The organism is Acinetobacter sp. CIP 101966, from assembly GCF_000369725.1.
Lineage (GTDB): Bacteria > Pseudomonadota > Gammaproteobacteria > Pseudomonadales > Moraxellaceae > Acinetobacter > Acinetobacter lwoffii_Q.
In genome coordinates this window covers 87,822-100,652 of the sequence record NZ_KB850160.1, presented here as the reverse complement: position 1 = coordinate 100,652, position 12,831 = coordinate 87,822, and the positions used below count along the sequence as shown (strand labels likewise).

General features: G+C 42.2%; 14 protein-coding genes. 4 read left to right on the top strand and 10 right to left on the bottom strand.

Going from position 1 to position 12,831, the window contains the following annotated elements; all coding sequences use genetic code 11:
• The first annotated feature begins 117 nt into the window (after window positions 1-117).
• Together F891_RS06535 and F891_RS06530 are read left to right on the top strand one after the other, a co-directional pair.
• Window positions 118-555 carry a hypothetical protein gene (locus F891_RS06535; RefSeq protein ID WP_005262808.1) on the top strand — a complete coding sequence of 146 codons (438 nt, stop codon included), beginning with the start codon at window positions 118-120 and terminating at the stop codon, window positions 553-555.
• Window positions 556-715: 160 nt separating this feature from the next.
• Entirely contained in the window at window positions 716-1,198 is a 483-nt protein-coding gene (locus F891_RS06530; RefSeq protein WP_005246160.1) for a hypothetical protein, read from the top strand.
• Window positions 1,199-1,284: 86 nt separating this feature from the next.
• On the opposite strand, the gene F891_RS06525 is transcribed toward F891_RS06530, so the two are convergent.
• The 7 genes from F891_RS06525 to F891_RS06495 form a co-directional block, all read right to left on the bottom strand.
• Window positions 1,285-1,869 carry a uracil-DNA glycosylase family protein gene (locus F891_RS06525; protein ID WP_005262807.1) on the bottom strand — a complete coding sequence of 195 codons (585 nt, stop codon included), beginning with the start codon at window positions 1,867-1,869 and terminating at the stop codon, window positions 1,285-1,287.
• 32 nt (window positions 1,870-1,901) lie between these two features.
• Window positions 1,902-2,612, bottom strand: a complete 711-nt coding sequence (locus F891_RS06520) for an SGNH/GDSL hydrolase family protein (protein ID WP_005262806.1) — start codon at window positions 2,610-2,612, stop codon at window positions 1,902-1,904.
• Between the two features lie 216 nt (window positions 2,613-2,828).
• Window positions 2,829-3,887 carry a fatty acid desaturase gene (locus F891_RS06515; protein ID WP_005100136.1) on the bottom strand — a complete coding sequence of 353 codons (1,059 nt, stop codon included), beginning with the start codon at window positions 3,885-3,887 and terminating at the stop codon, window positions 2,829-2,831.
• 410 nt (window positions 3,888-4,297) lie between these two features.
• Window positions 4,298-5,041: an SDR family oxidoreductase gene (locus tag F891_RS06510; protein ID WP_004280440.1), complete on the bottom strand. Its 744-nt coding sequence runs from the start codon at window positions 5,039-5,041 to the stop codon at window positions 4,298-4,300.
• A 52-nt stretch (window positions 5,042-5,093) separates the two neighbouring features.
• A complete protein-coding gene (locus F891_RS06505) occupies window positions 5,094-5,792 on the bottom strand; it encodes a histidine phosphatase family protein (RefSeq protein WP_005262805.1) in 699 nt (232 codons plus the stop codon).
• Window positions 5,789-6,910, bottom strand: a complete 1,122-nt coding sequence (locus F891_RS06500; RefSeq protein ID WP_005262800.1) for a phosphotransferase family protein — start codon at window positions 6,908-6,910, stop codon at window positions 5,789-5,791. The genes F891_RS06505 and F891_RS06500 overlap by 4 nt, the downstream gene beginning before the upstream one ends.
• Before the next feature lie 51 nt (window positions 6,911-6,961).
• Entirely contained in the window at window positions 6,962-8,203 is a 1,242-nt protein-coding gene (locus F891_RS06495) for an acyl-CoA dehydrogenase family protein (protein ID WP_005262799.1), read from the bottom strand.
• A 94-nt stretch (window positions 8,204-8,297) separates the two neighbouring features.
• On the opposite strand from F891_RS06495, the gene F891_RS06490 reads away from it, so the two are divergent.
• Together F891_RS06490 and F891_RS06485 are read left to right on the top strand one after the other, a co-directional pair.
• Window positions 8,298-9,215 carry a LysR family transcriptional regulator gene (locus tag F891_RS06490; RefSeq protein ID WP_005262796.1) on the top strand — a complete coding sequence of 306 codons (918 nt, stop codon included), beginning with the start codon at window positions 8,298-8,300 and terminating at the stop codon, window positions 9,213-9,215.
• 168 nt (window positions 9,216-9,383) lie between these two features.
• Window positions 9,384-9,995, top strand: coding sequence for a thermonuclease family protein (locus F891_RS06485; RefSeq protein WP_005262794.1), 612 nt, complete (start codon window positions 9,384-9,386; stop codon window positions 9,993-9,995).
• 87 nt (window positions 9,996-10,082) lie between these two features.
• Here F891_RS06485 and F891_RS17825 read toward each other — a convergent pair whose 3' ends face one another.
• From F891_RS17825 to F891_RS06475, 3 genes are read right to left on the bottom strand one after another with little or no spacing between them, the layout of a single operon-like run.
• Window positions 10,083-10,190 carry a hypothetical protein gene (locus F891_RS17825; RefSeq protein WP_004647088.1) on the bottom strand — a complete coding sequence of 36 codons (108 nt, stop codon included), beginning with the start codon at window positions 10,188-10,190 and terminating at the stop codon, window positions 10,083-10,085.
• Window positions 10,191-10,199: 9 nt separating this feature from the next.
• On the bottom strand, window positions 10,200-11,204 hold the full coding sequence (gene cydB / locus F891_RS06480) for a cytochrome d ubiquinol oxidase subunit II (RefSeq protein ID WP_005262791.1): 1,005 nt from the start codon (window positions 11,202-11,204) through the stop codon (window positions 10,200-10,202).
• Window positions 11,201-12,646 (bottom strand): cytochrome ubiquinol oxidase subunit I, encoded by a 1,446-nt coding sequence (locus F891_RS06475; RefSeq protein ID WP_005262790.1) that lies wholly within the window; start codon window positions 12,644-12,646, stop codon window positions 11,201-11,203. Before F891_RS06475 ends, cydB begins: the two co-directional genes overlap by 4 nt.
• Between the last annotated feature and the right edge of the window lie 185 nt (window positions 12,647-12,831).

Here is a 12,831-nt window from a genome sequence, read left to right as displayed (position 1 = left end):
AGAATGACCGCTTAAATTAACTTAGTCCAATCATCGTTTAAAGGGTTTTACAGTCTATTGCGCTTACTTTAGAATTACATTTTTCTCGTATTTTGCGATTGTTCGCCCTCCACTCCCATGCAATTTTTTGATCTAAGCCGTCAGTTTAAGTTCAGTGATATTCTGACGCCTGTAAAAACCCTCCATGATTTATCCCAGCAAGAATGGTATTTGGCCAAAATTCGGGTGGAACATGACTGTCTGTCCGACTCCGATACGGTCGAGGGACAGGTGGTTTTGAAATCCAGTGAAAATATTCAGCTCGAACTGGAATGGCTGATTCAGGATAGCGGTTATGAATTACAGGTTTTATTTAAAGGTGTAGAAACCGAAGCCACTGATGAGACCGGAATTATGTTGAAAGGTGCACAACTGGTCGATGAACAGCAGCAAGTACTCTCTACCCAAGCGTTGAGCTTATGGATTGATGGTACTCTTTTGCCGATGTTGCCTGAGATCCGTCATGAAATTAAAGCACGTTTAAATTTGTGGGATTATGTCGAATACGATGGCTAATCGCCGCATTTTGCATTTTTTAAAGAGCCCATGTGGCTCTTTTTTATAATCTGAATAACGATTTAGATTGATCAAACTGCCGTAGTTTTAGTTTTTTCAGGCAATGCCAAGCTAAATAAGTTGTTATAAAATTTATAAAAAATAAAAAGAGAATCACGACATGATTTCTGAGAGTGAATGGCAACAGATTCGCCAAGTGGTCGCTGATGCACAACGGGCTGCCATGCATTGCTCTATTGCAACGGTCAACTCTAAAGGTTTGCCTAGCATTACTCCGATCGGAACTATATTTCTCAACAAAAAGACCAGTACGGGTTTCTTTTTTGATACTTATTCCACTACTTTTTCTGAAAATTTACAGCATCAGCCGATGGCCTGCATACAGGCTGTGAACAGTAGCAAACTGTTTTGGTTTCATTCGTTGCTTAAAGGTAAATTTAAGCGTTATCCAGGAGTACGCTTATATGCAGAAATTGGGCCTTTACGTCCGGCCTCACCTGAGGAAATACAGCAGGTGGAGTCGCGTATTCGAGCTTTAAAATGGACCAAAGGTAGCCAGTTAATCTGGTCCAGCTTTCATCATGTCCGGGAGATTAAAATTAATAGCCATCGCTGGGTTGAATATCCAAATATGAATAAATAAAGCCACCAACTTACAAATAGTAAGTTTATGTCTTGTCTGTAGCCTAAAACCTCTTTAACCATTTTATCTGATTATTGGATTAAATATTAAACCAGACCCACATGTTCAAACATCAATCGGTAACTTTCGGCTTTTTTCTCCAGAGAAACCGGATATGCTCGAGAAGATGAAGGCATGCGATATAAATACAGATCACGTCCGACAAAATGAGCCTGACTTGGCTGACCAATACTCGGCTTTAAAGTCCCTTCAGGCATAGACAGCATCATGGTGTCTGTGGCCTTGTCGCCTGTGGTCATAATATGATTGCACTGCGGCATTTGGCTGAGCAGTTGCTCAATATTGGTGGGTACTACAATTTCCAAAAATTTGTCTGAAGCATTGCCCTTTAAACGCCGGATCTGATAGCCACTATCAAAAATTGCAATCCCCGTTTCTGTTAAGAACTCCCGGATTAATTGTTCCTGAAATTTTTTATTGGGTAGATCTAAAAAGTAATCTTTATTTTCAAAAAAAATCAGTCCAAAAATCCGCCACATATCATTCTGATAATTCGGATAATAAAAGTTCATTTTCCAACGCGTTGCAGGTGGCGGAAAACTACCTAACATCAGTAACTTGGCATTGGGCGGTAAAAATGGCGGTAACGGATGGGTTTCAATATCAGACATAGAATTAACTAAATTGAGAGATTTCAACTATTTTAGAAGGTCTGCCGAATCTTGCCAGCCACTTCTTGTCCCCAAAGTGTATAAACTTCCTTACTCGGATGAAAACCATCTGCAGCCATTTGTAAATTCATGGCACGATACTTCTCAATATCGTATTCAATCCATTGCATATTCACTTGCTGATTCACAAATTTTTCCAGTTGCTGGTTCATCTGTTTAGCATACTGGCCAAATAGCCAGGCTAAAGGATTCGGTAGCGCCGGAAACATATTCATTGGCGGAACACCGGCAGCAATGATCAGTTTCGGTCTAAATTTCTGCTGGATTTTGCTATAAAGCTGTTCCTGTTTCTGAATCCAAATATCAGCAGGCATCAGTTTGGTCACATCATTGACGCCAACCGACGTGACGATTACATCATAGTGCTGGACTTCTATTTGGTTCAAAGCATGAATTACTTTTGAGCTGGTATCGCCTGTTTTGGCCTGTAATTTCCAGTCAATTTCAAAGTCATCTTTCAGTTCATGCAGAATTGCACCCAGTAATGCGTCATCCTGATGTTCTACTCCTACACCTGCTGCTGCCGAATCCCCTAAAATCAGCAGAGACAGTTTGTTGCCGGTTCCGGTTTGACCTTCACGTGCACCTTCAGGTTCCGGCAGTCTTAGGGTATTTTTCTTGACACGATTACCCTGAATGACAAGTGCAGGAATCAAGGCAATGGTGGCGGCTTTCAGCAACATAGCGGGCTAATTTATATAGGGATATACTTAATTTTACCTGAGTTTATTCTTTTGAACTATTTTCTCAACAGTCATTTTAAATGCATGTTCACCTAAATTTAACTAAGATAGGATTCTTGCAAAATACAGGCTTATACATCTTGCCCTTGGGTAAATCACAAAGGATAAATATAAAAAAATCCCGCTTAAAAACGGGATTTTTATGACAATCAAAGCTTAGATTTTATAGTCATTCCAGCGATTCATACGCTTAAAGGTTCCCACATCATTAAAACGCACGCCCACTTCTTTCATTACTTTATGCGCCGTTTTAGACGTCAGTTGACGGATATAAAATGGCTCCTTGACTACAAAGTGATGAATCGCATGGGTCGAACCAAAATTACAGCAGAATAACTGGAACGGGACCATCCACCATGGATTGAGCACTTGGGTTTGTTTGATCACATCACGTGGATCAATATCGCCATAGTAATGCATATTTGAACTGACAAACTGCAAGCTAAAAGAACGGATAAAGTTCGGAATCACCCAGATGACTGCCAGCAGATTCACGATCGGCATCGTGTTGACAATACCTTGTGACCAGAGCATCTCATAACCAAATAGCGGTGCAATGGCATTTAAACCATGAAAAACCACAAACAGATAGCACAATCCATAGTAAATAATGCTGAGAGGTAAAAAGCCGAATAACTGAGAAATCATGGCAATTTTACGTTCTTTTTCAGGCTGTTTTTCCAGAAAAAGATGAATCATCTTAAACATCTGAAATGGACGCAGATACACTGACATCAACTGGTCACTAATGACCAGAATTCGGCGAATGCCCCAAGGCATACCATTACTGATGCCACGTTCTTCCAGGTCATGTTCAGTGCCTGAATATTTATGATGATGCAAATGTAAACGACGACGTGCCCACGGACTGATGGTGTTTGGACGTGCCAACCAGACCAGTGCCAGCATCAGATGATGTGCCCAAGGTGTTTTTTTGAAATACATATAATGAATCAGGTCATGTTCCAATTCATGGGTCAATGACGCAAAAATCGCAATCAAGGGAATGGTAAACCATGCTGAGAGATAACCTGTTCCATATGCTACCGCGCATGCAATCATGCCTGCCCAGGCAAAGCCTAAAATACTCGCACCTATAAAGTTCTGATGTTTGAGTATGGGATAACGAGCACGCACCTCTTCCCCGGCCTGGGTAACGATACTTCTGACCTTGGAGATTCGCTGCTGGTCAGTCATATCCGCAGATGTAGACATATGGACAACCTTTAATTTCTGAACGGTTGTACATTAAAGGAAATTCTAAAAAAGAGAAGTTATCTTTCCACTTTTAGAGTGAGTATGTCTAAGTTTTGGACAGTTTGGAAAAGTTCTTAAAATTGGCGAAAATTAGGAAAAGTAAAAGATGGTCTTTCTCATGAAACGAAAATTTAAAAGTAATTGATTTAATTGCAAATTCATCAATAAAATAAAAATATAATTTTTGATAATTTAAAACTTTATTTTAATAATCAATATATTAGGATTTATAAGATTTCGCTTTTTTGTAAATTCAAGCTATACATTTTTTAGAAAAAAATACTGATTCAGAAATTTTTCTCAGTTTGTCATAAAAAAATAAAAAGAGAAGCGCTCTAGCTTCTCTTTTTATAGATCTAAGAGCGCTTTTAACCTAACTTGTTCACCAGTTTAAGTGGTAATACTTTCATGGCTAGACCGAGTGGCAACCAAGGCCATTTCGGCACATAAGCCTTAACTGGTGCTTTTTCAATTTCTGCTGCCAATAAACGCGAACCAGTTTTTTCATCTACTTCAAAAGGTAGCTTTTTTGCCCCTTCATTAATTTCAGTACGAATATATCCTGGGAAAATGGTGGTCACTTTTATTGGCGTATCGATCAATTCAGCTCGAATGCCTTCCGCTAAATGAGCCACGCCGGCCTTACTTGCACCATAAGCCGTTAAATGTTTTGGCATACCGCGCATTGCACTCATAGATGAAATCATCACCAGATGGCCAGAGTTTTGTGCACGGAAGATTTCAACTGCAGCTTCACATTGTGCTAATGCCGAAATAAAGTTGGTTTCAACCGTGGCTTTATTGATAGCAAAATTACCTTTACCAATCCGGCGGCCCTCACCGACACCAGCATTCACAATAACTCGGTCAATGGTGCCAAAGTCTTCTTTAAAAGCACGAAACACTTCAAACACTTGATCGTAATCGGTGACATCTAGTGTTTTGGCAATGACTTTGATGCCATATTGGCTTTCCAGTTCCTGCTTTAAGATTTCCAGACGCTCCAAACGACGTGCACAAATCGCCAGGTTATAGCCTTTTTTCGCAAATTCACGTGCCATACCGGCGCCGATCCCTGAACTTGCACCGGTAATTAAAATTGTTTTAGCCATGTATTTACCCTATTCCTTTATTTTTCTAGCGTATTAGGTTTTCAATCTCATTTTAAATCCAGGTCAATAAGTCTGGACGCTGTGCTTTAATAAAATGATGTTCATTTAAACTGAGTAGTTGCGGTTCATTACCCACCAGACGTAGTGTCGTGATACTGGTATTGGTAATCGCCCAGTTCAGGGCAAAGGTTTTCTCCGGGCTCAGCCCTAGAATTTTACCCACTGCAACAGAAATCACACCGCCTGAGGTATAGACCACTGCATAGCGCGGACGGCTTTTGGACAACTGGTCACACAGATTTTCTAAGCCGCTTTCCACGCGTGCTTTGAAATTTGGCCATGATTCATCATATTCATGGTGATAATCATCGCCAGTCCAGCGGGCAATTGCACCGCTAAAAATCTTGCTCAGATAATCCCGTGGATTTTCATGTTCTGACACATCCTGTTTCAGCAATTCAGGCTGATTAAAGCGCGGCTCATAACGGGCGAATACCTGCTGATGATTAAACTCATTCCAGGCGATATCGGTCAAAATCTCGCTTTCCGGAAAACATTCATCCAGTGATAATTGCGCTGTCTGTTGATGACGCTGCATGGAGCCAGCCACCACATAAGGTGCTTCTTTCAGGATTTCGTCAAAATAGCGACCCAAAAGCTTTGCCTGTAACTCGCCGTTGGGCGAAAGTTGATCGTAACTTTCTGCGCCAAAAGAGGCCTGGCCATGCCGGATCAAGTAAATAGTGGTCATTTTGGCATTATCTCTTTAAATTTAAGCACATACTTTTGTGCAATCTCATTGGCTTCCAGTTTTTGCTTGCCAATCAGTTTTAAGGCACGAATATGCAAGGCATGAATCACCACCCAGAAATCCTTGAATGCTGGATTATTAGTCTGTTTATGGTAATAACGATAATAGATCTGCTGGGCAATGACCGCGAGACGGAATACACCAAACACCTCATAAAATGTCCAGTTCTCAGGCTGCAAACCGGTTTTTTCAAGATAATAATCTACGACCTCTTTACGGGTAAACATACCTTTTAGATTGGTCGGCTGGCGGCGTGTTGCCTTAAAGATGGCATTATCAGTATCTTCCACCCAATAAGCCAAGGCAGAACCTAGGTCCATCAGCGGATCGCCGAGGGTTGCCATTTCCCAGTCCAGTACACCAATCACTTCAGTCGGATTTTCCGGATTTAAGATGACATTATCAAAACGCCAGTCATTATGAATCACACAGGTTTTGAAATCAGAAGGAATATTGTCTTTCAGCCAGTTGCGTACATATTTAAAGGATGGAACATTCAGCGTTTTGGCCTTTTCATAACGAGCATCCCAGCCTTCGACCTGACGGCGACAATAGCCTTCACCCTTACCGAGATTTTTAAGTTCGGTCCCTTGATAAGGCACCTGATGCAGTTCGATCAGTTTATCAATCACATTGATACATAAAGTTCGGATATCGGATTCAGTAAGCTGCAGCTCAGGTGGCATTTTGGCGCGAGGGATAATTCCTTCCAGACGTTTCATCACATAGAAATCACAACCAATGACCGATTCATCTTGACAAAGCGCCACCATTTCAGGCACCACAGGATAATGTTCAGCCAAGGCTTTCTGCACATGATATTCACGTGCCATGTCATGTGCAGATTTGGCTTTGGTACCGTGCGGCGGACGACGTAAAATTAAATCGGCATTGGCATACTGTAAACGGTAGGTCCAGTTTGAAGCTCCGCCTGAATATTGGGTCACTTGCACAGGGCCTTCAACATTCACATTTTGCTGAATTAACCAATTGGTGATGGCTTGTACATCCAGTTCTTCACCTTGACGAACTGCTCCACCTACATCAATAACCGCCATAATTTTTCCTTAAAATTTTTTAATACGTTGCAATCTTCTATTTAAGCCAGTTTATTTTTTGTGGCGTGTACTGTAGCCACGTTTTGCCAGTTCCAGTTTGGCAATCATGCCCTTATGTACTTCATCTGGACCATCGGCCAAACGCAAGGCACGTGCCTGGGCAAAAAATCCGGTTAATGGTGTATCTCGAGAAACACCGGCACCGCCGTGGATCTGGATGGCCATATCGACGACTTTTTCCAGCACACTTGGCGCAACGACTTTAATTGCAGAAATTTCAGTCAGTGCCGCCATATTCCCTAAAGTATCCATTTTATAGGCAGCATACAAGGTCAAAAGACGGGCCTGATCAATCGCAACCCGTGCTTCCGCGACACGTTCCAGATTGCCGCCAAGTTTTAAAATTTCTTTGCCAAATGCGCTACGGCTCATACCACGGTCAATCATCAACTCTAATGATTTTTCAGCAGCACCGATACAACGCATACAATGGTGTATACGGCCTGGCCCTAAACGACCTTGGGCAATTTCAAAGCCTTGACCTGCACCCCCAATAAAATTCGAAACTGGAACACGAACATTATCAAAGCTGACTTCGCCGTGGCCATGTGGTGCATCATAGTCACCAAAGACTGGAAGCATCCGTTCGATTTTTACGCCTGCAGTATCGACTGGAACTAAAACCATGGAATGCTGATGATGACGGTCTTTTGTTTCATCTGGAGTATGTGCCATAAAAATAATGATTTTGGCATTTGGATCACCCAGACCTGATGACCACCATTTACGACCATTCAGAACAATCTCATCACCTTGAATTACCGCCGTTGCCTGCATATTGGTGGCATCACTGGATGCAACTGCAGGTTCAGTCATACAAAAGACCGAACGGATTTTCCCTTCTAATAGTGGCTTCAGCCATTGCTGTTTCTGTTCTTCAGAACCATAACGCCACAATACTTCCATATTGCCGCTATCTGGCGCATTACAGTTAAATACGACTGGTGCAATCAGGCTACGACCTGAAAGTTCGGCAATATGTGCATATTCCTGAACCGATAAACCCTGGCCAAGTTCAGGACAAGGGAGAAACATATTCCAAAGGCCAGCTGCCTTGGCTTTGGCTTTTAAGCTTTCCAGTTCTGCAGGCCATTGCCATTTGGTCCAGTCGCCGCCTTGGTTCAACTCATGAACTTGCTGCCAGAAATCAGCTTCAACTGGTTCAATTTCCTCAGCAATAAATTTTTTGGTTCTATTTAAATAATCTTGTGCACGTGCTGAAAGCTCAAACATCTCTTTATCCCTCTAAATATTCTAATTCATACGCTTTACAACACCTTAACCCAAAACCTATTATGAATAAAATGATTTTACTCCATACATTATTATGCATAGCATTCATTCTAAAACAGTCATGGACCTGCGAAATTTTCATCGTATCGACATTAACCTTTATCCGCTTTTTATGGCAATTTATGAGCAGAACAGTATTTCTAAAGCTGCACAGATTTTATCAGTTAGCCAGTCTGCTGCCAGTCATGCTTTACAACGTTTAAGACAGCATTTACAGGATGATTTATTTGTACGTACTGGCAGCAAAATGCAAACTACGCCGTTTGCGGAACAGATCTATCCTGAGCTGAAGAATGCACTTTTTGCGATTCAAAATATTTCAATACAGCATCAGCACTTCAGACCGGAAATGATTCAGAGTTTGAAAATTGCCGTACATGATGAAATTGAGCCAATGATCTTTCCCAGACTGGTTCAGCACTTTCAACAACTCAATCTGGAAATTCAACTTAGCAGCATGAAGCTGGACCGTAAAAATATAGCAGCAGACCTCGCCTCTCAACAGGTCGATTTTGTCATAGATCTGGAACAAAACATTGCTGAAAAAATCCAGTTTGAGCGTCTGGTTCAAGATGAATTTGTAGTGTGTACACAATTAACAGAAATGAATGAGCAGATTTATCTTGCCTCACCTCATATTGGCGTGTCATCACGCCGTACTGGCGTTTTAGTTGAGGATATTTATTTAAGCCGTAAACAATATTCACGACAGATTTTTTTACGCTGTCAGCATTACTCAACTGCTCTGCAAATTTTGGAACAACAAAAGACAGCTATGTTGACTATTCCTAAAAATGTATTGGTACATTTACAATTGGCTACCAGTCTAAATATTTTTGAAGTCCCTGTGGAACTGCCGAAAATTAATATGGGGATATATTGGCATAAGGATTTGCACGAGAATAAGAGACATCAATTTTTGAGAGCTGAAATTTATAAAATTTTTACTTAGGCTATTTATAAAGAAATTTAAATTGCTTAGGCTATTTTATATATAAGTTTAGATGTTTGCAGATTCATCTTTTCGCCAGAAAAATATACTTAGGCTATTTTAGCTGGTACAAAACTAAACACTGAGTGATTAGCTTTTAATCCGTAGATCTACTGGCTTTGCTCTAAAATGGCTCGACTTTTAGCTGTGATTTTACAGCTGGTTTTGCTGATTTGGATCTTGCCTTTGTTAAATCTCTCCATCACCTGGCAAATTGTGCTGGGCTTAGTATTGCTATGTTTTTCTTATTATCTGCTGCATAAAATTACAGTTTATTTAAAAGATGTTTTCCGCCCTTTTAAGAAAGGCAAAAAATACTGGTGCCGTGTAAAAGCCGTAAGTGATGGTGATACCCTCACCTGCTACCGTTTTAACATTCGTCGCTCTGAGACCAAATTGCGCTTTGCTTTTGTCGATGCCCCTGAATCATCACAAGCCTATGGCAAGGAATCGCAGCGTCTGGTCAAGAGCATGGTGAATAATAAAATGGTTCGGGTCAAGATTACCGACATTGACCGTTATGGCCGCTGTGTCGGTGTGGTCTACCGCTATCGCAAAAATATCAATGAAGAGATTGTCAAACGTGGTGCAGCGTGGGTCTATGAAGAATATATCAAGGATAAAAACCATTTACGCTATATGATGGAATTGCAAAATAAAGCCAAGAAACAGAAAAAAGGCCTTTGGAAACATACTCGTCCTGTACGTCCAAGTGTGTATCGTAAACAGGTAAAATCGTAAATTTGGTTTTATCAAAGATAAATGGCAAATAATAAAAAGTGATCAGGACATTCAGATCACTTTTTTCATTTTTTTAGTTTTACTAATTTAATAAGCCAAATGCACCAGAAAGCGGAATGCGCCAGCAATCAGGGCCAGCGTTAAAAATCCTGCCAGCCATAATCCTACAAACCATAATGCCTGTTTGCCTTTCATGACCACTCCTTAATGATAGCCATCATCGCCGACCCTGACCTTATGCCGGAATACCCAATAGGACATACCCGTATAAATCACAATAATAGGAATCAGGATCAAGGCACCAATCAAGGCAAATAGCTGGCTATTTTCATGCGCTGCTGCCTGCCAGATAGTCACGCTCGGCGGGATAATATATGGCCATAGACTAATCAAGAATCCGGTATAAGCAAGGAAAACCAGAACAAGCATATAGGTAAATGGGCCTAATTCACTACGTCTTTTACAGGCACGTAAGGCCAGCCAGGTAAATAGCAGAACCAGAACTGGAACTGGCATAAAATAGGTAAATTGTGGCTGACTAAACCAGCGTTCAGCAATCTGAGGATGAGTCAACGGCGTATAAATACTGACAGCACCCAATATGATCAGCAAGGCAATAATCAGCTTAGGCATCAGTTTAAACATTCGATCTTGTAAGTCATCTCCGGTTTTATAGATGAGCCAGCCACAGCCTAATGCCGCATAGAGCACCACCACACTGATTCCGGTGAAAATACTGAATGGAGTGAGCCAGTCCAGACCACCCCCAACATAGACACCATTTCGGGTTTCAATGCCCTGAATATAGGCGCCTAAAATCATGCCTTGCAGGAAACTGGTGATCGCAGAACCACCGATAAAGGCTTTATCCCACCAATGCTTACTGCGGTTTGCCTTGAAGCGGAACTCAAAAGCCACGCCGCGGAAAATCAAGGCAACCACCATCAGAATAATTGGCATATACAGTGCCGAGAGTACGGTCGAGTAAGCAAGTGGGAAAGCTGCAAATAACCCTGCACCACCCAGTACCATCCAGGTTTCATTGCCATCCCAGACCGGAGCCACGGTATTCATCATGACATCACGTTCATCCTGATGCGGAAAGAAAGGAAACAAGATGCCGATGCCCAGATCGAAACCATCGAGAATGGTATAAATCAATACACCCAAACCAATAATCACAATCCAGATTAATGATAAATCAATCATTTTTTGTCCTCCTGATCCGGTTGTTCAGGAACTTCTTCGATACGTTCGCGAATACTACTTAATGGTCGACGCGAGGCCTGAACCACATCGCTATCTGATTCATGATCTGGTCGGGTATGAATAAAATCCGGGCCTTTGTGCATCAGGCGCAACATGTAGTAAATTCCGATACCAAATACCACACAGTAGACAACTACAAAAATAATCAGGGTCAGCCCCACCTGTTCAGCGGAAACCGGAGACAATGCATCCTTGGTTCGCATGATGCCGTAGACTACCCAAGGCTGACGGCCGACTTCTGTGGTAAACCATCCCGCAAGCATGGCAATAAATCCGGAAGGTCCCATAATCAGGGCAAATCGGTGCAATGCACGGGACTCATAAAAGCGACCACGGGTACGTGCCCACGCTCCCCATAACGCCAGTAACAGCATCAATACGCCGAGTCCGACCATAATCCGGAAGCTCCAGAACACCACCAGCGAATTCGGCCGGTCTTCAGGCGCAAAGTCTTTAAGTCCTGTAACCTTTCCATCCATCGAGTGGGTTAGAATCAGGCTACCCAAGTTGGGAATTGCGACTGCATATTTGGTTTCTTCGGCCTCCATATCTGGAATACCAAAGAGATATAAGGGCATGCCTTCGTCATGATTGGTTTCCCAGTGCCCTTCCATGGCTGCAAGTTTGGCTGGCTGATGTTCAAGGGTATTAATACCGTGCATATCACCGACAACGACTTGTAAGGGCGCAAGTACCAGAAGCAGCCACATCGCCATGGAAAATGAGGTCTTGACCAGTGCATCACGACGGCCTTTGATGAGGTGCCATGCGGCTGTAGCAGCGACCAGTAAGGCGGAAACCAGAAAGGCAGCCATGGCCATATGGGCCAGACGATAAGGGAAAGATGGGTTAAACACGATAGCAAGCCAGTCTTGCGGAACAATCAGGCCATTTTCAATCGCAAAGCCTTGTGGGGTCTGCATCCAGCTATTGGACGATAGAATCCAGAACATGGAAATACAGGTGCCTATCGCAACCATCAAGGTCGAGAAAAAGTGCGCCTTTGGTCCCACTCGCCCCCAGCCAAATAACATGATGCCCAGAAAGCCCGCTTCCAGAAAGAAAGCGGTGAGTACTTCATAGGCCAATAAAGGTCCAGTCACGCTGCCTGCCACCCGGGAAAACTCACTCCAGTTGGTTCCAAACTGGTAGCTCATGACCACACCAGAGACGACACCCATCCCGAATGCCACAGCGAAAATTTTCACCCAGAATTTGAATAGATCCTGAAAAATCGGATTTTGGGTTTTGAGCCAGCGCCATTCCAGAATGGCCAGAAAGCTGGCCAAGCCAATAGAAATTGCCGGAAAAATGATATGAAAAGATACAGTAAAGGCGAACTGTATTCGTGCTAACTCTAATGCAGTTAAACCCAGAGTCATAAGCTTCACCTATGCATTGTTATTTGGCATCTTTGCCCTTCAATTTTTAAGTCATGAATTTTTCTAGTGACATGGCTAGCTTAGGCGTGGCTGTTATAAAAAGTATGTAGTCTTTTGTTGATTATTTTTTAATCAGGTTAAACTGTGTAAATGCTGTTAGCAGAGAAAATATTGCTCTGAATAAT